Raw genomic sequence first — 23,974 nt, 5'->3', positions numbered from 1 at the left:
CGTGAGGTGTCCAACTCGCGGTCGAACGATTCGGCGCATTTGCGGCAATCGATCCGTCCACGGAATCGCGGTCTGTGCGGGCTACGTGTGATGGGAGCGCCACCTCAACAGCAGACCGTTCGGTGTGATCCATCACTCAGTTCCCACGGTGCACAGCGGCTGCGGCGAGGATGTGAGGACGTAGACAAGCGTCAGCAAACGCACCTCGACAGGCTCACCTGGGGCGATGCCCGCCAGCTATGGAGGTGGTTGGTTGCGGGGCGGGCGCACCGGTAGATTGGTGCGATGGTTTGCGACGAGTAGACCGGCGCTGTCGGTGTGGACGGTTGGGTGCATGGTCTCGGCCGTGTAACGAGACCGGCCCGGCCGATAGATAGTGCCAATGGACATTTTGCCTGATTGATTCGAGAACTGAACCCGAGACGCGGGCGCCACGCTGGTAGTTAGGTGGGCGCTCGCGTTCCGGTGTCGTCGGGGAGCGCCTACCCAGGTGTTCCGGAAGCGAGGTTTGGGTTGGACCGGCTGGATTTCGGCGGAAACGGCGAAACTGGTGACGGACGTGGAGACTCTTCGGAGTACTTCCCGCTCTCGCCCGCACAGCTGGGTATCTGGTACGCGCAGCACGTCGACCCACAGGTGCCGATCAACATCGCCCAGTACGTCGACCTGCGTGGACGCCTCGATGTCGCCGTGCTCGAGCGTGCGAGCGCCGACGCGGCCACCGACCTCGAATCGGGCTGGTTGCGCATCGTCGAGGTCGACGGTGAGCCGATGCAGACCGTGGACCCCACCCAGGACGCGACGCTGATCTATGTCGACCTGCGTGGCGAGGCCGACCCGGAAGCGGCAGCCGCCGCGTGGATGCGCGCGGAGTACAGCCGCCCGCTCGACATCGTCCGCGACCGCCTCGTGCAGGCAGCCGCGCTGCAGCTCAGCGACGACCGCTGGTACTGGTATGCCCGCGTCCACCACATCGTGCTCGACGGTTTCGGCGCCAACAACTTCGTCAATCGCACGGCACAGCTCTATACCGCCGAGGTCACCGGCACCCCGGCCCCACCGAACAAAGCCACCGATCTGCGTGCGCTCTACGAGTCCGAGGTCGTCTACCGCGACAGCACCCGCTTCCAGTCCGACAAGGAACACTGGGCCCAGCGTGTTGCCGGCCTGGAAGAGGGCAGCAGCCTCACCGGCCGTTCGGCCCCGCCCTCGCCGGTCAACGACGTCACCAGCGCCGCACTGAGCCCCGCCCAGGACGAACTGCTCACCGCGGCCATCGCCCGCCACGACAGCACCGCCGCGCCGTTGCTGATCGCCGGGTTCGCGGCCTACCTGGCCCAGATCACCGGCACCGAGGACGTCATCCTCAGCCTCCCGGTCACCGCCCGTACCACCGCGGTGATGCGTCGCTCAGGCGGCGCGACCTCCAACATCGTCCCGCTGCGCCTGCGCGTGGGCCACGACACCACGGTCGCGCAGCTGCTGCGTTCGGTGACCACCGAGGTCTCCGGCGCCCTGCGTCACCAGCGCTACCGGCACGAGGACATCCGCCGTGACTCGGCGGGCGACGGCATGGTCTCCACGGAGTTCTTCGGCCCGTGGGTCAACATCATGCTGTTCGACAACCACCTGAGCTTCGGTGACATGGAGGGCACGCTCAACGTGCTGTCCACGGGCAGCATCGAGGACCTGGGCGTCAACTTCTATCAGTCGCACGGTGGCACCCGCTCCCACATCGACTTCGAGACCAACCCGAACCTGTACTCCGCGGCCGACGCGCAGACCCACCACGGCCGGTTCCTCGAGTTCTTCGACCGCTTCCTGGCCGCCGACGCCGAGCTACCCGTGTGGCAGCTGCCGGTCACCGGCACTGCCGAGCTGGAACGCTCGCTGACCGAGTGGAACGACGCCGCACGCGAGGTCCCCGCGACCACGCTGCCCGCGCTGCTCGACGCGCAGATCCCGCTCACCCCGGACAACATCGCCCTTGACTTCGAAGGCGAAACCCTCACCTATGCCGAATTCGCCGCGAAGGTGAACCGGCTGGCCCGTTTCCTGGTCGCCGACGGTGTTGGCCCGGAATCCCTCGTCGCGCTCGGCATGCGCCGCTCGCTCGACCTCGTCATCGGCATGCACGCCGTGCTGCGGGCCGGTGGCGCGTACGTGCCGATCGACCCGGATCACCCGGCCGACCGCACCGCCTACATCCTCGAGTCCGCGGCACCGGTCTGCGTTCTGACGACCACCGGCGACGACCTCGATCTGCCGGAGAATGTCGCCCGCGTCGAGATCGATCGACTCGACACGACCGGTTTCGACGCCACACCTCTCACAGATGCCGACCGGTTGTCGCCGCTGCGTCCGGACAACACGGCCTATGTCATCTACACCTCGGGTTCCACCGGTCGCCCCAAGGGCGTCGCGGTCACCCATCACGCGATCGTCAACCAAGAGCTGTGGATGCTCGACGAGTACCGGTTGACCGCCGACGACGTCTACCTGCAGAAGACCGCCACCACCTTCGACGTCTCGCTGTGGGGCTACTTCCTGCCGCTGATGGTCGGCGCGAAGCTGGTCATCGCCAGCCCCGACGGCCATCGCGACCCGCTCTACGTCGCGGACATGATCGAACGCCACGGCGTCACCGTGACCGACTTCGTCCCGTCGATGCTGACGGTGTTCGTCTCCCATGCCACGCAGGTCCAATGCGCCACGCTGCGTGCGGTTTTCGTCATCGGTGAAGCTCTGCCTCCCGAGACCGCCGCAGGTCTGCGCGCGATCTCCGACGCCGGCCTGCACAACCTCTACGGCCCCACCGAGGCCGCGGTCTCGGTGACCTATTGGGAGGCAACCGAAGCCGACACCACCCAGGTGCCGATCGGTATCCCCGAGTGGAATGTCGAAGTCTACGTACTGGATTCGCGGCTGCGCCCGGCCGCGATCGGCGCCCCGGGTGAGCTGTACCTGGCGGGCCGTCAGCTGGCCCGCTGCTACCGCGGACGACCCGACCTGACCTCGGATCGCTTCGTCGCCAACCCCGTCGGCGCCCCGGGCGAGCGCATGTACCGCACCGGCGACCTGGTGCGCTGGAACGCCGACGGCGTCCTGGAATACATCGGCCGCACCGACTTCCAGGTCAAGTTCCGTGGTCAGCGTATCGAGCTCGGCGAGATCGAAACCGACCTGCTCGCGCACCCGACCGTCAGCCAGGCCGCGGTTCTGGTGGTCGACACCGCGACCGGCCAGCAGCTCGTGGCCTACATCGTGCCCGCACCGGGCCAGTCCGCCGACCCGGCGACGCTCACCCGCTTCGTGTCCGAGAAGCTGCCCGCCTACATGGTCCCCGCGTCGATCATGGTGCTCGACGCGTTCCCGCTCAACACCTCCGGCAAGCTCGACCGCAAGGCCCTGCCCGAACCCGTCTTCACCGCTGCCGCAGGCGATTTCCGCGCCCCGCGCACCCCCGCCGAGCAGATCGTGGCGGGCATCTTCGCCGATGTGCTCAGCCAGGAACGGGTCGGCGCCGACGACAACTTCTTCGAACTCGGCGGCAACTCCCTGGTCGCCACCCAGGTCGTCGCCCGCATCGGCGCCGCCTTCGGCATCCAGCTGGGTGTGCGCGCCCTGTTCGAGACCCCGACCGTGGCCGGACTGGCCCTGCGGGCCGAATCCGCCACGCCCGCCGATGTTTCCGTCGCGCGGCCGCCGCTGGTCGCGCAGCCGCATCCCGAGCGGGTGCCGCTGTCGCTGGCTCAGCAGCGGATGTGGTTCATCAACCAGTTCGACCCCGCCGCGCCCACCTACAACCTGCCCTTCGTGGTGCGGATGAAGGGCCGCGTCGACGTCGACGCCCTGATCGCGGCGCTCAATGATGTTGTGGTGCGCCAGGAATCGCTGCGCACCATCTTCCCCGACGCCGACGGGGGCTTCCAGCAGGTGCTCGGCGCCGACGAATTCGATCTGGGCATCACGGTGACCCCGATCGACCGCTCGTCGCTGCACGCCGAGCTGATCACCTTCGCCTCCACCGGCTTCGACGTCACCCTCGAACTGCCCATCCGCGTGCAGATCTTCGAGGTCACCGGCGGATCTACTGAGTCCAACGGCGCCGCCCCCGAGGGCTCTGCGTGGTCACGCTCCGCGATCGCCGCCGGTCACGGCGCGGGCACACCGGAGTACGCGGTCGCCTTCGTCGTCCACCACATCGCGGCCGACGGTTTCTCCTTCGGCCCGCTGGCGCGCGATGTCGCCGCGGCCTACCTGGCCCGTGCCGCGGGCGCGGCGCCGAGCTGGCTGCCGCTGCCCGTCCAGTACCGCGACTACACGGTGTGGCAGCACGAACTGCTCGGCGCCGAATCCGACTCGGAGTCCATCGCGGCCCGCCAGATCGACTACTGGCGCCGTGCCCTCGACGGTCTGCCCGACCAGCTCGACCTGCCCGCCGATCGAATTCGCCCGCAGCGGCAGAGTTTTCACGGCGCGCAACTCGGCTTCGATATCGATGCCGACCTACACGCCGAACTGATCGAATTGGCCCGTGCCAAAGGCGTCACCCTGTTCATGGTCCTGCACGCCGCGCTGGCGGTGCTGCTGTCGCGGCTGTCGAACACCCGCGACATCGCGGTCGGCACCCCGATCGCCGGACGTGGCGAGCAGGCGCTCGACGACCTGATCGGCATGTTCGTCAACACCCTCGTGCTGCGTTCGGATGTCGACCCCGGCCTGTCCTTCGCCGACTTCCTCGCCCGGACCCGTGAGACCGACCTGGCGTCGTTCGGCAATGCCGATGTGCCGTTCGAGCGGCTCGTCGACGTGCTCAACCCGACCCGTTCGCAGGCACGCCACCCGCTGTTCCAGGTGATGCTGTCGTTCCAGGAGATGTCGCACGCCGAGCTCGAACTGCCCGGTCTGACGGTCAGCGCCGACGAGCTAGAGGTCGCGATCGCCAAGTTCGACCTGCAGTGGACCATCACCGAACAGCACAGCAGCGGGGGTGCACCGCAGGGTCTCGCGGCGGTCGCCCAGTTCGCGACCGATCTGTTCGACACCGAGACGGTGCAGTCGTTCATCGACCGGCTGCTCTCGATCCTGCGCGCGATCACCGTCGATCCCGCGGTCGCGGTGGGCGATATCGATCTGCTCGGGGCCGAGGAACGCCGCGATGTCGCCCACGAGTGGGTCAGCTCCGCGCCCGACGGTGGCACCGGACGCTTCGCCGACCGTGAAGTCACCCTCGTCGATCTGTTCGAATCCGCCGTCGCGGCGCATCCGGACAATATCGCCGCCCGCTACGGCAACGAGTCGCTGACCTACGCCGAACTCGATCAGCGTGCGAATGCCTTGGCGCGCAAGCTGATCGCTGACGGCGCCGGGCCGGAGTCGCTGGTCGCGGTGATCCTGCCGCGCTCGCTGCACCTGGTTGTCGCGTTGCTCGCGGTGGTCAAGACCGGTGCGGGTTACGTGCCGGTCGACCCGACCTATCCGGCCGAGCGCATCGCCTACGTGCTCGAGGATTCGCGACCGACCAGCGTCGTCATCGATGCCGATTCCGAGGTCGAGCTGGCCGATGGTCTGCCCGTGCTGGTACTCGGTGACTTCGACGATGTCGATGCCGCGCCGATCACCGACGCCGATCGCCTCGCCCCGCTCTCGCCGGACAATGTCGCCTACGTCATCTACACCTCCGGCTCGACCGGCCGCCCCAAGGGTGTCGCGGTCGCCCACCGCAATGTGGTGCGCCTGTTCGCCAACACCGACCGCGATTTCGGCTTCGGCCCCGACGATGTGTGGACGCTGTTCCACTCCTACGCCTTCGACTTCTCGGTGTGGGAACTGTGGGGGCCGTTGCTGTTCGGCGGCACCTGCGTCGTGGTCGACTACTTCACCTCGCGTTCGCCCGAGCAGTTCCTCGACCTGCTGCGGACCGAGCGGGTCACCGTGCTCAACCAGACCCCGTCGGCGTTCTACCAGCTGGCCGAGGCCGATCGCAACGCCGGACCGGGCCAGGACCCCCTTGTCCTGCGCTACGTCGTCTTCGGCGGCGAGGCGCTCGAGCTGCGTCGTCTCGGCGACTGGGTAGCCAGGCACGGCGACGGCCACGGGCCGAACGCCCATGGCCCGCTGCTGGTCAACATGTACGGCATCACCGAGACCACCGTGCACGTGTCCTACCGTGCCCTGGACGCCGAAACCATCGCCGAGGCATCGGGATCGATCGTCGGTCGCGCCATCGCCGGACTGAGCGTGTACGTGCTCGACTCGCGACTGCGGCCGGTGCCGGTCGGTGTCGCGGGCGAAATGTATGTCTCCGGACCGCAATTGGCGCGCGGCTATCTCGGTCGCCCCGACCTGTCCGCCACCCGTTTCGTCGCCAGCCCGATGGACGCGGGTCAGCGGCTCTACCGTTCCGGCGACCTCGCGCGCTGGAACCGTTTCGGCGAACTCGAATACCTCGGCCGCGCCGACGACCAGGTCAAGGTGCGTGGTTTCCGCATCGAGCTCGGTGAGATCGAAGCCGCCGTACTCGCCGTCCCTGGCATCGCCCAGGCCGCGGTCATCGTGCGCGAGGACCAGCCCGGCGGACAGCGGATCGTCGCCTACGTCGTCGCCGAACAGGGCAGGCTCGACCTCGACGAGGTACGCCAGCTCGCCGGCGAACAGCTGCCCGCGTACATGGTGCCCTCGGCGTTCGTACAGCTCGACGCCATCCCGCTGACCGTCAACGGCAAGCTGGACCGGCGCGCGCTGCCCGCACCGGTGTTCGAGGTGCGCGAATTCCGTGCTCCGACAACGCCGATCGAGCAGATCGTGGCGCAGATCTTCGCCGACGTGCTCAGTGTGCCGCGCATCGGTGTCGACGACGACTTCTTCGAGCTCGGCGGCAACTCGCTGATCGCGACCCAGGTGGTCTCGCGGGTCGGCATCGCGCTCGACACCCGCGTTCCGGTCCGGATGCTGTTCGAGGCCTCCACCGTCGCGGCGCTGGCCGCGCGGGTGGAATCGCAGGCAGGCGACGGTGCGCACAAGGCGCTGGTGGCCCGCGAACGCCCCGATCGGGTGCCGCTGTCGCTCGCCCAGCAGCGCATGTGGTTCCTCAACCGCTTCGATACCGCCTCGGCGGTCAACAACATCCCCGTCGCGATCCGGCTCTCCGGTGACCTCGATGTGGCCGCGCTGCAGGTCGCGGTCATCGACGTCATCGACCGCCACGAGTCGCTGCGCACCGTGTTCCCCGACTCCGGTGCGGGCCCGGTGCAGGTGGTCCTCGACGCCGCGCAGATCGTCCCCGACCTCACCCCGTACCGGGTCACCGAGGACAACCTCATCGATCACCTGATCGATCTGGCCTCGATGGCCTTCGACGTGACCAGCGAAGTGCCGCTGCACGCACGGCTTTTCGAGGTCTCCGAGTCCGAGTACGTGCTCGGCATGGTGGTGCACCACATCTCCGCCGACGGCTGGTCGATGGCGCCGCTCTCGCGCGATGTGATCATGGCCTACGCCGCCCGCACCTCGTGGGAAGCGCCGACCTGGGCCGAATTGCCGGTCCAGTACGCCGATTACGCGCTCTGGCAGCGTGAGGTCCTCGGTTCCGAGGACGACCCGAAGTCGCTGATCACCTCCGAGATCGCCTACTGGGCAAAAGAACTCGCCGATCTGCCCGACGAGCTGGTGCTGCCCGCCGATCATCCGCGCCCGCCCGCCGCCTCCTACCGCGGTGGCACCTACAGCTTCGTGATCGCGAGCGAAACCCAGCGCGCCCTCGCCGAATTGGGCCGCCGCTACAACGCCTCGCTGTTCATGGTCATGCACAGCGCACTGGCCGTGCTGCTCGCCCGCGCCAGCGGCACCACCGATATCGCGATCGGCACCCCCGTCGCGGGCCGTGGTGATCAGGCGCTGGACGACCTGGTCGGCATGTTCGTCAACACCCTGGTGCTGCGGTCCCAGGTCGAGGGCGCCACCCCGTTCGCGACCCTGCTCGATCAGGCCCGCGAGACCGACCTGCAGGCCTTCGCCCACGCCGACGTGCCGTTCGAGCGCCTCGTCGAGGTGCTCAACCCGGCCCGCTCGCAGGCACGGCACCCGCTGTTCCAGGTGATGCTGTCGTTCCAGAACAACAAGCAGGCCTCGCTGCAGCTGCCGGGCCTGGCGGTCAGCGGCATCGACTACGACGCCCAGCTGGCCAAGTTCGACCTGCAGCTCACGCTCACCGAGGTGCAGGACACCGACGGTGAAGTCGGCGGCATGTCGGCCGAGTTCTCCTATGCGCTCGACCTTTTCGAAGAGTCGACGATCGCCGCGTTCGCCCGCAGGCTCGACAGCATCTTCGCCGCGATCACCGCCGATCCCGAGGTGGCCGTCGGCGATATCGACCTGCTGGCTCCCGAGGAACACGCCCAGGTCCTCGTCGACTGGAACGACACCGCCCACGCGGTGCCGCATGCGTCGCTGGTGTCGCTGTTCGACGCCCAGGTCGCGCGCACACCCGATGCGGTGGCACTGGTCTTCGACACCGAGGAACTGACCTACCGCGAATTGCAGGAGCGGACCAACCGCATCGCCCGCAGACTGATCGCCGATGGCATCGGTCCCGGTTCGCATGTGGCACTGGCCATCCGGCGTTCCACCGAACTGATCGTGGCCATGTACGCGGTGCTGCAGGCGGGTGCGGCCTACGTGCCGCTCGACCCGGATCAGCCCGCCGACCGCCTCGCCCACATCATCGAGACCGCGCAGCCGCAGCTGGTGCTCACCAGCCGCCGCGACGCGTTCGAGTCCGACGGCGTCACCGTGCACGCGGTCGAGAACATCGAGTCCCCTGCTGATTTCAGCGGCGCCCCGATCACCGATGCCGAGCGGGTCCGCCCCTTGCGCGAGACCGACACCGCCTACGTGCTGTTCACCTCGGGCTCGACCGGTCGCCCGAAGGGTGTGGCGGTCGAGCACGCGTCCGTCGTCAATCAGATCTGCTGGATCACCAGCGAATACGGCATCGGCCCCGATGATGTGGTGCTGCAGAAGACGCCGGTCACCTTCGACGTGTCGGTGTGGGAACTGTTCGGCACCTTGGCTGTCGGTGCCAGGATGCTCATCGCCGCGCCCGACGGGCACCGCGACCCGGTCTACCTGTCGGAGATCATCGGCCGCCACGGCGTGACCATGACCTCGTTCGTGCCGTCGATGCTCTCGGTCTTCGCGGGAGCCGCCTCGGCGTCCGAATGCGCAACGCTGCGTACGGTTCTCGTGGCCGGTGAGGCGTTGCCGCCCGCGACCGTCGCCGCCTTCCGGCAGCTGTCCTCGGCCGCCGTGCACAACCTGTACGGCCCGACCGAATTCACCGTGCACGCCACCGCGCACTATGTCAGCGAGGACGTGCCGAGTTCGGTGCCCATCGGGCGGCCGGTGTGGAACAGCCGGGCCTTCGTGCTCGATTCGCGACTGCGGCCGGTTCCGGTCGGTGTCGCGGGTGAGCTGTACCTCAGCGGTGTTCAGGTGGCACGCGGCTACTACGGCCGTCCCGACCTGACCGCCGACCGGTTCGTCGCCAACCCGTACGCCGAGGCCGGTACCCGCATGTACCGCACCGGTGACCTCGTCACCTGGACCCGCGACGGTGAACTGAACTACCTGGGCCGCACCGACTTCCAGGTGAAGTTGCGCGGTCTGCGCATCGAACTCGGCGAGATCGAGGCGACGCTGCTGGCACAGCCGGGCGTCGCGCAGTCCGTTGTGGTCGTGCGCACCGATGCCCACGCCGGTGACAAGCTCGTGGGGTACCTGGTGCCGCAACCGGATTCGGTGATCGATGTCGCCGCGGTGAAGGCGGGCATCACCGCCGAACTGCCCACCTACATGGTGCCGTCGGCGCTGATGGTGCTCGACGCGCTGCCGCTCAACGCTTCCGGCAAGCTCGACCGTAAAGCGTTGCCCGCGCCGGTGTTCGAGGCGAAGATGTTCCGTGCGCCCTCGACCCCGATCGAGGAGATCGTCGCCGAGATCTTCGCCGACCTACTCGGCGCCGAACGCGTCGGCGTGGACGACGACTTCTTCGCCCTCGGCGGCAACTCCCTGGTCGCCACCCAGGTCGCTGCCCGCCTGAGCAAGGCGCTCAACGCCGACGTGGGCGTGCGCACCCTGTTCGAGGCGCCCACCGTCGGTGGTTTGGCCGCGCGGGTGGAATCGCACGCGGGCACCGGTGTGCGCGCCGAACTCACGGCCCGCCAGCGCCCCGAGCACCCGCCGCTGTCGCTCGCGCAGCAGCGGATGTGGTTCCTGAACCGCTTCGACATCGCCGACACCGGCACCTACAACATCCCGGTCGCGGTCCGCCTGCAGGGCCTGCTCGACCTGCCCGCCCTGCGCGGCGCGGTCGCCGACGTGATCGCCCGCCACGAAACCCTGCGCACGGTCTACCCCGTGTACGTCGCGCCCGAATCCGGCCGCGCCACCTTGGCCGATGGCAGCGCCTACCAGAAGGTCCTTGCCGCCGCCGGGTCGATCCCGGACATCGAGCTGATCGAAGCTGTGTCCGATTTCGGGACTCCCGAGGGCCCTGCGTGGTCACGCTCCGCTTCCGCCTCCGGGCCCGCCGGTCGTCCCGGCGAGACCGACATGGCGAGCTCGCTCTACGAGTTCGCCCGCCGCGGTTTCGACGTCACCGCGAAAGCCCCTGTGCGCCTGCGGGTCTACGAACTCAGCGAACGCGAACACGTGCTGGTGCTGGTGGTCCATCACATCGCCGCCGACGGCTTCTCGCTGCGCCCGCTGGTGCGCGACCTGATGACCGCCTACGTCGCGCGCACCGCGGGTACCGAACCCGGCTGGCCCCCGCTGGCAGTGCAGTACGTCGACTACGCGCTCTGGCAGCGCGAAATCCTCGGCGACGAAAACGATCCGACCTCGCTGATCTCCGAGCAGCTCGACCACTGGCGCGACGCGCTGGCCGACCTGCCCGACGAACTGCGTCTCGGCCACAAGTCGCGGCCCGCGCAGGCCAGCTACCAGGCGGGCACGCACCGCTTCGAGCTGCCGGGCGAGCTCGTCGACGCGCTGAACCAGGTCGCGCACGACCACAGCACCACCCTGTTCATGGTGGTGCACAGCGCGTTCGCGGTGCTGCTGTCGCGCCTGTCCGGCACCGACGACATCGCCATCGGCACCCCGGTCGCAGGCCGTGGTCAGCAGGCACTCGACGACCTGGTCGGCATGTTCGTCAACACCCTGGTGCTGCGCGCGCAGGTCGACCCGGCCGCCACCTTCACCGAGCTGCTCGGTCAGGTCCGCGAACACGACCTGGCCGCCTTCGCCCACGCCGATGTGCCGTTCGAACGCCTCGTCGAGGTGCTCAACCCGGCACGCTCGCAGTCGCGGCACCCGCTGTTCCAGGTGATGCTCTCGTTCCAGAACCTGGGCCGCACCACCCTGGAACTGCCCGGACTCACGGTCTCCGAGCTGGGCATCGACCAGCACATGGCCAAGTTCGACCTGCAGCTCGCGCTGAGCGAGGTCCCGGACGACAGCCACATGGACGCCGAACTCGTCTACGCCACAGACCTTTTCGACGCCGACTTCGCGGCACGGTTCGGCGCCCGCCTGCTGCGCGTGCTCACCGCCATCGTGGTCGATCCCGCCGCCCCCGTCGGTGACATCGAGCTGCTCGACACCGCCGAGCGTTCGCTGGTGCTCGATCGCTGGAACGACACCGAATTCGCCGTCGACGCCGCGCTGAGCACCCCCAGCGACGACGACCCGGCCACCCTGCACGCCCTCTTCGAAGCCCAGGTCGCGCGGACTCCCGACGCGATCGCGCTCACGTTCGAGGGGACGAGTCTGTCCTACGCCGAGTTCGCGGGCCGGGTGCGTCAGCTGGCGCGCTGGCTCAAGGACGCCGGCGTCGGGCCGGAATCGTATGTGGCTCTTGGCATGCGGCGCTCGATCGACCTGCTGGTCGGCATGTACGCCGTGTCCGCCGCCGGTGGCGCGTACGTGCCCCTCGATCCCGATCACCCGGCCGAGCGCATCGAGCACATCCTCGAAACCGCGCAACCGGTCTGCGTGCTCACCTCCGGGGAGAGCCTGCCCGCGGCCGCCGGTCGCGAGGTGCGCATCGACCAGCTCGACCTGTCCGGTCACTCGACCGAGCCGGTCACCGATGCCGATCGGCACCGCCCGCTGCGCTCGGACAACACCGCCTACATCATCTTCACCTCCGGCTCGACCGGTCGCCCGAAGGGCGTGGCGGTCAGTCACGCGGCGATCGTCAACCGCCTGGTGTGGATGCACGCCGCCTACGGCCTCGCCGCCGACGACGTGGTGCTGCAGAAGACCCCCGCCACCTTCGACGTGTCGGTCTGGGAGTTCTTCTGGCCCTTGCAGGTCGGTGCGCGCCTGGTCGTCGCCAAGCCGGACGGGCATCGCGACCCGGCCTACCTGGCGCGGCTGATCGTGGCCGAGCAGGTCTCCACGGTGCACTTCGTGCCGTCGATGATGGCCGTGTTCGTCACCGAACCGCTTGCCGCCGAATGCGTCTCGCTGCGCAATGTCTTCGCCTCCGGTGAAGGCCTGCCCGCGCCGACCGCGCAGCGTCTGCGCGAATTGACCGGCGCCGCACTGCACAACCTCTACGGACCTACCGAAGCCGCCGTCGACGTGACCTATCACGAGGTCACCGACGCCGACACCGAGACGGTGCCGATCGGCGCCCCGGTGTTCAACACCCGTCTGTACGTGCTGGATTCGCGACTGCGACCGGTGCCGGTGGGTGTCGCGGGCGAGCTCTACCTCGCGGGCGTGCAGCTGGCCCACGGCTATGTGGGTCGCGCCGACCTGACGATGGATCGCTTCGTCGCCGACCCGTTCGCGCCCGGCGAGCGCATGTACCGCACCGGTGACCTCGTCACCTGGACCGCCGACGGCGAGCTGGAATACCTGGGCCGCACCGACTTCCAGGTGAAGCTGCGTGGTCTGCGCATCGAACTCGGCGAGATCGAGTCCGCTTTGACGGCGCTGCCGGAGATCGCCCAGTCGGTGGTCGTGGTCCGTGCCGACGAGCACACCGGCGATCAGCTGGTCGCCTACGTCATCCCTGCCACCGGCGCCACCGTCGACATCGACGCTGTCAAGGTCGCCCTCGGCACCGAGCTGCCCGTGTACATGGTGCCCGCCGCGTACGTGGTGCTGAATGCGTTCCCGCTCAACGCTTCCGGCAAGCTGGACCGCAAGGCGTTGCCGTCGCCGGTGTTCGCCGCGCGCACGTTCCAGGCGCCGGTCACGCCGGTGCAGCAGATCGTGGCCGCTACCTTCGCCGAGGTGCTCGGCGCCGGTCAGGTCGGCCTCGACGACGACTTCTTCGAACTCGGCGGCAACTCGCTGATCGCGACGCGCGTCGCGGCGCGTCTGTCCGAAGCCTTGGATACACAGGTGCCGTTGCGCGCACTGTTCGAAGCTTCGACGGTGGCCGCGCTGGCCGCCCGCGTCGAAACCCACACCGGTCGCGGCGGCCGCATCCCCCTCGAGGCGCGCCCGCGTCCCGAACTGGTGCCGCTGTCGCAGGCCCAGCAGCGGATGTGGTTCCTCAACCGCTTCGACAACCGCACCGCGGTCAACAACATCCCCGTCGCGATCCGCCTCACGGGTGACCTCGACGTCGCCGCACTCGAGTCCGCGATCGCCGATGTGGTCGCCCGGCACGAGTCCCTGCGTACCTTCTACCCGGCAGCCGACATCACCTCGGGAGCGGTCGAAGAAGGCGCCGGCTACCAGCAGATCCTGCCCGCCGACGAGGTCCGCTTCGCGCTGCCCGCCCAGCCGGTCGCTGCGAGCGACGTGGTCGCGCGGGTCATCGAACTGGCGAGCGTGCACTTCGACGTGACCCGCGAAGTCCCGTTCCGCGCGAGCCTGCTGCGTGTCGACGAACGTACCCACGTGGCCGTGCTGGTCATGCACCACATCAGCGGCGACGGCTTCTCGCTGCGTCCGCTGCTGCGCGATGTCGTCATCGCCTACACCGAGCGCACCCGCGGCGAGATCCCCGCCTGGGCGCCCCTCGAGGTCCAGTACGCCGACTACACCCTGTGGCAGCGTGAGGTCCTCGGCGAAGAGTCCGATCCCGAGTCGGTCGCCGCGAGCCAGCTCACCTACTGGACCGAGCAGCTGCGCGACCTCCCCGACCAGATCGAACTGCCCGCCGACCGCCCGCGCCCCGAGGTCGCCACCAATGCCGGTGACCTGCACCGCTTCTCGGTCGACGCGCACCTGCACCACGCGCTCACCGAGATCGCCCGCGCCCGCGGCGTCACGCTGTTCATGGTGATGCACGCGGCACTGGCAACCTGGGCCGCGCGCCTGTCCAACAGCACCGACATCGCCATCGGCACCCCCATCGCGGGCCGTGGCGAACGCACCCTGGACGACCTGGTCGGCATGTTCGTCAACACCCTGGTGCTGCGCAGCGAGGTCGACTCCAGCGCGAGCTTCAGCGAACTCCTCGACCAGATCCGCAAGGTCGACCTGTCCGCCTTCGCCAACGCCGACGTGCCCTTCGAACGCCTCGTCGACGTGCTCAGCCCCACCCGCTCGCAGGCGCACCACCCGCTGTTCCAGGTGGCGCTCACCTTCGAAGCGGCCACCGCCGCCGACACCGGCACCATCGCACTGCCCGGCCTCGACCTCGACGTCGTCGACTTCGACCCGGGCACAGCGAAATTCGACGTGCAGCTCACCGTGGGCGAAGCCGCCGACGGCTCCCTCGCGCTGTCGTGGAACTACGCCACCGATCTGTTCGACGCCGAAACCGTCGCCGCCTTCGGTGACCGCCTGGTCCGCATCCTGCGCAGCGTCGCCGAGAACCCCGACGTGATCGTCGGCGACATCGACCTGCTCGGTGAAGCCGAACAGCGCGACGTCGCCCAGCGCTGGGTGTCCTCCGGTGTCGACGCCATCGGTCTGCCCGTCATCCACGACGCCAGCACCCCCGCCGGCTACCGACGCGGCCTATTCGGCAACAAGCACACCACCCTGGTCGACCTGTTCGACGCCGCGGCCGCCGCCTACCCCGATCGCATCGCCGCCAAGTTCGGCATGGAGTCGCTGACTTACGGCGAACTCGATCGTCGCGCGAATATATTGGCGCGCAGGCTGATCGACGACGGCGCACGCCCGGAGTCGCTGGTCGCGGTGATCCTGCCGCGTTCGCTCGACCTCGTCGTCGCGCTGCTCGCCGTGGTAAAGACCGGTGCCGGTTACGTGCCGGTCGACCCGACCTACCCGGCCGAGCGCATCGCCTACGTGCTCGAGGACTCGCGCCCCACCAGCGTCATCCTCGATTCCACCGTCCAAGTAACGGTGCCCGCGTACCTGCCCTCGGTGGTGCTCGATGGCTTCGCCGTGGAAACCGGCAATGTCGAAGACGCCGACGACGCCCCGATCACCGACGCCGACCGGCTCGCACCGCTCTCGCCGGACAATGTCGCCTACGTCATCTACACCTCCGGCTCGACCGGGCGTCCCAAGGGTGTCGCGGTCGCGCACCGCAATGTGGTGCGCCTGTTCGCCAACACCGACCGCGACTTCGGCTTCGGCCCGCGCGACGTGTGGACACTGTTCCACTCCTACGCCTTCGACTTCTCGGTCTGGGAACTCTGGGGCCCGCTGCTGTTCGGCGGGTCGCTGATCGTCGTCGACTACTACACCTCGCGCTCGCCCGAGCAGTTCCTGGAACTGCTGCGGGTGGAGCAGGTGACGGTGCTCAACCAGACCCCGTCGGCGTTCTACCAGCTGGCCGAGGCCGACCGGAACGCCGGACCGGGCCTCGAACCGCTCGCTCTGCGCTACGTGGTGTTCGGTGGCGAGGCGCTCGAACTGCGTCGTCTGTCGGATTGGGTTGCGCGCCACGGTGACAGCTCGCCGACGCTGGTCAACATGTACGGCATCACCGAGACCACGGTGCACGTGTCGTTCCGTGCGCTGGACGCGAAAACCATTGCCGCCGCTGCCGGTTCGGTCGTCGGCCGGGCTATCGCCGGCCTCGGCGTGTACGTCCTCGACAACCGGTTGCGTCCGGTGCCGGTGGGCGTCGCGGGCGAAATGTATGTCTCCGGACCGCAGTTGGCGCGCGGCTACCTCGGCCGCCCCGACCTGTCCGCCACCCGCTTCGTCGCCAACCCCCTTGCGGGCCCGAACCAGGGCGGCTCGCGCCTGTACCGCTCGGGCGACCTTGCGCGCTGGAACCGTTTCGGCGAACTCGAATACCTCGGCCGCGCCGACGACCAGGTCAAGGTTCGCGGCTTCCGTATCGAGCTCGGTGAGATCGAAGCCGCCGTGCTCGCGCAGCCGGGTATCGCCCAGGCTGCGGTCATCGTGCGTGAGGATCAGCCGGGTGACCAGCGGATCGTCGCCTACGTGGTCGCCGAGGGCGAACTCGAACCCGACCTCGAGGTCATTCGCAGCGGTGCGGCCGAACAGCTGCCCGCCTACATGGTTCCGGCGGCGCTCGTGCGCCTCGAGTGGATCCCGCTGACCGTCAACGGCAAGCTCGACCGCCGCGCCCTGCCCGCCCCCGCCGTGCAGGCACGCGCCTTCCGCGCACCCGTCACGCCGGTGCAGGAAACCGTGGCCGCGGTCTTCGGCGACGTGCTCGGCCTGGACCGGGTCGGTGTCGACGACGACTTCTTCGACCTCGGCGGCAACTCGCTCATCGCCACCCGCGTCGTCGCCCGCATCGGTGCGGCACTCGGCGCGACGGTGCCCGTGCGCGCCCTGTTCGAAGCCTCCACCGTGGAAGCCCTTGCGGCACGGGTGGAATCGCACACCGGCGGCACCGCCCGCGCGGCGCTGGTCGCCCGTGATCGCGCCGAAGGTGAACTGGTTCCGCTGTCGTTCGCGCAGCAGCGCATGTGGTTCCTCAACAAGTACGACACCACCTCCGCCGCCTACAACCTGCCCGTCGCGATCCGCCTCACCGGCGAACTCGACACCGAGGCACTGTCTTTGGCGCTGGCCGACCTGGTCCGCAGGCACGAGTCGCTGCGCACCCGCTACCCCGAACACGGTGGCACTCCGGTGCAGCAGATCGTTGCGGCGGAACGCATTTCCCTCGACCTGCGTCCGGTCGCGATCGCGCAGGACGAGCTGTTCGAGACTGTCACCGAGTTCGTCTCCACCGGTTTCGATGTGGCCGAACAGGTTCCGATGCGCGCCCGCCTGTTCAAGGTGAACGGGGTGGACGAGCACGTGCTCGTCGTCGTGGTCCACCACATCGCCGCCGACGGTTTCTCGATCGCGCCGCTGACCCGCGACGTGATGCGCGCCTACACCGCCCGCGCCCAGGGCACCGCTCCCGGCTGGGCACCCCTGCCAGTGCAGTACGCCGACTTCGCGATCTGGCAGCGCGCTGTGCTCGGCACCGAGGACGACACCGACTCGCTGATGTCGCGCCAGGTCGGCTACTGGCAGACCCAGCTCGCGGGCGTCCCCGACGAACTGACCCTCCCGTTCGACCGCGCCCGCCCGGCGATCGCCTCGCACCACGGCGCCACCGTGCACCGCGAGCTCTCGCCCGAGCTGATCGCCAAGCTCGACGAGGTCGCCCGCCGCCAGGGCGCGTCGCTGTTCATGGTCATGCACACCGCGCTCGCGGTCCTGCTGGCCCGACTCTCGGGCTCCGACGACATCGCCATCGGCACCCCCATCGCGGGCCGTGGTGAGCAGGCCCTCGACGACCTCGTCGGCATGTTCGTCAACACCCTGGTCCTGCGCACCGGCGTGCGCCCGGCCGAATCCTTCACCGACCTCCTGGAACAGGCACGCGCCACCGACCTCGACGCCTTCGGCAACGCCGACGTCCCGTTCGAGCGCCTGGTCGAACTGCTGGCCCCAGAGCGCTCGCAGTCGCGCAACCCGCTGTTCCAGGTGATGCTGGCCTTCCAGAACCTGGACCGCACCACGCTGGAACTGCCCGGCCTCGCGGTCTCCGCGATCGACCTCGACGAGAGCATCGCCCGCTTCGACCTGCAGTTCACCCTCTCCGAACTGGGCGAACCCGGCCACGGCGGCATGGCGCTGGCACTGAACTACGCCACCGAACTGTTCGACGAGGACACCGTCGCGAGCATCGCCGTGCGCTGGCAGCGCGTCCTCGAGGCGATCGCCGCCGACGCCGCCATCACGGTCGGCGCGATCGACGTGCTCGACGCCGCCGAGCGGGCCGACCTGGTGTTCCGCGTCGGCGAACCGCCGGTGCCCGCCCGCACCCTGCGCAAACTCCTCGCCGAGGCCGTCGCCCAGAACCCGACCGGTGATGCCGTCGTGTTCCAGGGGACGGCCCTGTCCTACGCGGACCTCGACGAACGCTCGAACCGGTTGGCGCGCTTGCTGATCGCCCAGGGGATCGGCGCCGAAGACCTCGTCGCGATCGGCGTTCCACGCTCGGCCGACTCGGTGCTGGCCGCATGGGCCGTCGCCAAGACCGGCGCGGCCTTCGTCCCGGTCGACCCGACCTACCCGGCCGACCGCATCGCCCACATGGTCACCGACTCCGGTTCGCCACTCGGCATCACCGTCGCCTCCGTACTCGGCGGACTGCCGGACATCGCGCCGCATGCCGCAGTCGACATCTCGTCCGAGTCGGAGGGGGCCGAGACGGCACCCGGCAGCCCGGCAGCGGACGCGACGTCGGCCGAGTTCGAGTCGCAGGTCGGCAGTGACTCTGCGGCCACATCCGAGACGACCGCCAGCAGCTCGACCGCGGACGCTCCGGCGGCTGGCTGGCTGGTACTCGACGAGCTGGACCTCGCTCGCTTCGACAGCGCGCCGATCGCCGATACCGAGCTGGTCCGCGCGACCACCCCGGAGCAGCCCGCCTACGTCATCTACACCTCGGGCTCCACCGGCGTCCCCAAGGGCGTCGTCGTCACCCACGCCGGTCTCGCCAACTTCGGCGAGGAACAGGCCAAGCGCTACGCCCTCGACTCCGACACGCGCGCACTGCATTTCGCCTCGCCCTCGTTCGATGCCTCGATCCTCGAACTGCTCCTGGCCCTGGCCCGTGGCGGCACGCTGGTCGTCGTCCCGCCGGGCGTCTACGGCGGCGACGAACTGTCCGAACTGATCCGCACCGAGCGGGTCACCCACGCCTTCATCACCCCCGCCGCCCTGGCCACCTTCGACCCCAGCGGCCTCGACTCGCTGGGCGTCCTGGTCGCCGGTGGTGAAGCGGTCCCCGCCGACCTGGTGTCGAAGTGGGCAGTTCCCCTCGCGGACGGCACAACTCGCGCCTTCCACAACGGTTACGGCCCCACCGAGACCACGATCATGACCAACATCAGCGCCGCGCTGGTGCCGGGCGAACTGGTCACCATCGGTGGACCGACGCGCGGCATGCGCTCGCTGATCCTGGACGCCCAGCTCCAGCCCGTTCCGGTGGGTGTCGCGGGTGAGCTCTACCTGTCGGGCATCCAGCTGGCCCGCGGCTACCACGCCCGCGCAGGCCTGACCGCCGACCGGTTCGTCGCCGACCCGTTCCTGCCGGGGGAGCGGATGTACCGCACCGGTGACGTCGTGCGCTGGACCGCCGATCGCACCGTCGAATACGTCGGTCGCTCCGACTTCCAGGTCAAGATCCGCGGCTTCCGCATCGAACTGGGCGAGATCGACTCCGCCCTCGCCGCGCACGAGACCGTCGACTTCGCCACCACCGTCGGCCACAAGAGCACCGCGGGCGCCGTCTCGCTGGTCGCGTATGTGGTTGCCGCGCCGGGTCATTCGATCGATGTCGCCGCGCTGACCGCGCACGTCGAGGACCGTCTGCCCGCGTACATGGTGCCGTCGTCGATCATGGTGATCGACCATGTGCCGCTGACCCCGGTCGGCAAGCTCGACCGAAAAGCATTGCCGGAACCGGTGTTCGCCACCGAGGTCACCTTCCGTGCCGCGCGCAACCCGATCGAACAGACCATCGCCGAGGTCTTCGCCGAGGTGCTCGGTGTGGAGCGCGTGGGTGTCGACGATTCGTTCTTCGCCCTCGGCGGCGACTCGATCGTCTCCATCCAGCTCGTCTCCCGCGCCAAGGCACGCGGCGTGCTGTTCTCCCCGCGCAATGTCTTCGAACAGCGCACCGTCGCCGGGCTGGCCTCGGTCGCCGAAACCGCCGATGTCGCAGCAGCTTCCGCGATCACCCTCGCCGAGCTGCCGGGTGGTGGCGTCGGCGAGATGCCGCTGACCCCGGTCGTGCGGTTCATGGCGGAGCGCGCCGGCTCGTACAACCGGTTCAACCAGACCATGGCACTGGAACTGCCGGTCGGCATCGACCGCGCCGGCATCGCCGCCACCGTCGGCGCGGTCATCGACCGCCACGACATGCTGCGCTCGCGCCTGCACCAGGTCGACGCCCGCTGGGTCGTCACCACCGCCCCGACGGGCACCGTCGACGCCACCGAGCTGATCGACCACACGAGCTTCGACCCGAACGTCTCCGACGCGGAACTCGTCGAAATCGCCTCGGCCGCACTGGATGCCAGCCTCGACCGCCTCGATCCGGCCACCGGCGTCGTCGTGCGCTTCGTCTGGCTGGAACCGGATGTCGCGTCCTCTCGCGCAGGCCGCCTGATCGTCGTCGCCCACCACCTCGTGGTCGACGGTGTCTCCTGGCGCATCCTCGTGCCCGACTTCGTCTCCGCGTGGGGCCAGCTCTCCTCGGGCCAGCAGCCTGAACTCGGCGCCCCCGCCACCTCCATGCGCGCCTGGGCGCACGCCTTGGCCGACGAGGCGTGCAGCACCGAGCGCGCCGCCGAACTCGACTTCTGGCGCGAGGTCGTCGCCACCCCGGATCCGCTGCTCACCGAGCGGCCGATGGACCCCGCGGTCGACGTCTCCGGCGTGATCGAGAAGCTGCCGGTCGAGGTGTCCGCCGAGGTCACCAAGGCACTGCTCACCACCGTCCCCGCCCTGTTCCACGGTGGCGTCAACGACGGCCTGCTCACCGCGCTGGCCCTCGCGGCGGCGAAGTGGCGCTCCACCCGCACCGGCTCGACCGGTACATCGAACAATGGCGACAGCGCCGCGTCGAACGGTCGCCGTGCGGCCGCTGGAGCGCGGACGGACAACGACGCCCTGCTCGTGCGCCTCGAAGGCCACGGCCGCGAGGAAGAGGTCGCGCCCGGCGCCGACCTGTCCCGCACCGTCGGCTGGTTCACCGCCATCTTCCCGGTTCGCCTCGACCTGGCCGGTATCGACATCGACGCCGCTCTCGCCGGTGGACCCGCACTGGGCCAGGCCGTCAAGGCGGTCAAGGAACAGCTACTTTCGGTGCCCGACAAGGGCATCGGCTACGGCCTGCTGCGGTACATGAACGCCGAGACCGCCGCCGAACTGCCCACGCAGCTCCCCGGCCAGATCAGCTTCAACTACCTCGGCCGCGTCGCCGACAGCGACGTCCCCGACGCCCTGCGCGGCTTCGGCTGGATCCCCGCACCCGAGCTGGCCGCCCTCGGTGGCGCCTACGACGCCGACATGCCCGCCATGGCACCCCTCGACGTGAACGCGATCGTCGTCGGCGACAAGCTCAGCGCCAATATCGGCTACCCGAGCACCCTGCTCGCCGAGGCTGAGGTCCGCGAATTCGCCGACCTGTGGATCACCGCACTGGAAGCTGTTGCTCGGCACGCCAACTCGGCCGACGCGGGCGGCCACACACCGTCCGACTTCGCCCTCGTGCGCGCCACCCAGCACGACATCGACACCTGGGAAACCCGCTACCCCGAACTCACCCAGGTATGGCCCCTCGCAGCCCTGCAGGCAGGCCTGTTCTTCCACGCGCGCCTGGCCGCCACCTCGGTCGACGTCTACACCGCCCAGGCGGTCCTCACGCTCACCGGTCGCGTCGACGCCACCCGTCTGCGCGCGGCAGCCCAGGCTCTGCTGGACCGCCACGAGACCCTGCGCACCGCGTTCGTCACCGACCACGACGGCAATGCCGTCCAGGTCGTCCTCGACACCACCCGCGTGGCCTGGACCGAACACGACCGCATCGAGACCGGCGAATACGCCGACCTCGTCGAAGCCGACCGCACCGCTCGCTTCGACCTGGCGAACCCGCCGCTGATCCGCTTCACCCTGATCCAGGTCGCCGAGCACGAATGGCGCTTCGTGGTGTCCAACCACCACATCCTCCTCGACGGCTGGTCCACGCCGCTGGTCATGCGCGACCTGCTCGCCCTCTACGCCCTGCACGGCGACGCGAGCGCGCTGCCCGCCGTCCGCTCCTACCGGCACTTCCTGGAATGGGTTGCCCGCCAGGATCATTCGGTCTCGGTCGAAGCCTGGTCCGATGCCCTGCGTGGCGTCACCGAGCCGACCATGCTGGCCCGCCCCGACGCGAGCCGCGAGATCGCCGCGTTGTCCGACGAGTACCTGTTCGACCTCGACGAGCCCACCACGGCGCGGCTTGTGGCGCTGGCCGCCGACCTCGGCGTCACCCCGAACACCGTCCTGCAGGTCGCCTGGTCGATCGTGCTCGGCCGGATGACCGGACGCGACGACGTGCTCTTCGGCACCACCGTCTCCGGCCGTCCCGCGCAGCTCTCGGGCGTGGAATCCATGGTCGGCCTGTTCATCAACACCGTCCCGGTGCGCGTGCGTTTCGACGCCGCCGAATCGGTGCGCGACGTGCTCACCCGCACCCAGGGCGAGCAGGCCGACCTCCTCGACCACCACTACATCGGCCTCGCCGAGATCCAGTCCGCCGCCGGCATCGGTGGCCTGTTCGACTCGCTGGTGGTCTTCGAGTCCTACCCGGTCGACGCCGACGGCATCAAGGCCCAGGCCGCCGACATCGACGGCATGGCTGTTGTCGGACTCGACGCCGCCGACGCCACCCACTACCCGCTGTCGCTGATCGCCCAGCTCGACACCCAGCTGCGCATCCGCGCCGGCTATCTGAGCGACCTCTTCGACGCCGCCACCGTGCACCGCATCGCCGAACGCCTGATCCGGGTGCTCACCGCGATCACCACGGAACCGACTGTGGCCGTTGGTGATATCGAACTGCTCGACGCCGCCGAACGCGAACTGGTTGTGCGCGAGTGGAACTCGACCGCGCACGAGGTCGACCAGCAGGCCACCCTCGTCTCGATGTTCGAGGCCCAGGTTGCCCGCACACCGCAGGCCACCGCCCTGTCCTTCGAAGGCACGAGTCTCACTTACGCTGAGTTCGCGCAGCGGGTCTACCGCCTGTCGCGCTGGCTGATCGACCGCGGCGTCGGCCCGGAAACCTATGTGGCACTGGGTATGCGCCGCTCGCTCGACCTGGTCGTCGGCATGTACGCCGTGAGCGTGGCCGGTGGCGCCTACGTGCCGCTCGACCCCGATCACCCGGCCGAGCGCACGGAATACATTCTGGCGACAGCGGATCCGGTGTGCGTGCTCACCTCGGGCACCGACCTGGAGATCGACACCGCACAGGTCCGCATCGACCTGCTCGACCTCGACGGCTACACCGACACCCAGGTCACCGATGCCGAGCGCATCGCGCCGCTGCGTCCGGAGAACACCGCCTACGTGATCTTCACGTCGGGTTCGACGGGTCGTCCGAAGGGTGTGGCCGTCAGTCATGGTGCGATCGTCAACCGTCTGGTGTGGATGCAGGAGGCCTACGGTCTGACCGAGGCCGATGTGGTGCTGCAGAAGACACCCGCCACGTTCGACGTATCGGTGTGGGAGTTCTTCTGGCCCTTGCAGATCGGCGCGAAGCTGGTCGTCGCCAAGCCCGACGGCCATCGCGATCCGGCGTACCTCGCGGAGATCATCCGCGCCGAGGGCGTCACCGTCACGCACTTCGTGCCGTCGATGCTCGCGGTGTTCGTCGCCGATACCGCTGCCGCGCAGTGCGATTCGCTGCGGATGGTGTTCGCGTCCGGTGAAGCGCTGCCGCCCAAGCCTGCCCACCGCTTGCGCGAACTCACCGGTGCGGCGCTGCACA

At 69.1% G+C, this 23,974-nt stretch carries 1 protein-coding gene (cut by a window edge); it reads left to right on the top strand.

Annotated elements, in window-relative coordinates; genetic code table 11:
• The first annotated feature begins 513 nt into the window (after positions 1-513).
• Positions 514-23,974 carry the 5' portion of a non-ribosomal peptide synthase/polyketide synthase gene (locus ACFW6D_RS12525; protein WP_379327585.1) on the top strand. 21,122 nt of this gene lie beyond the right edge of the window, so only the first 23,461 of its 44,583 coding nucleotides appear in the window; the start codon lies at positions 514-516; the stop codon falls past the right edge of the window.

Source organism: Nocardia sp. NPDC058705 (assembly GCF_042749305.1).
Lineage (GTDB): Bacteria > Actinomycetota > Actinomycetes > Mycobacteriales > Mycobacteriaceae > Nocardia.
The sequence above is the reverse complement of the archived record's forward strand: the minus strand, read 5'-3'. Positions and strand labels throughout refer to the sequence as shown.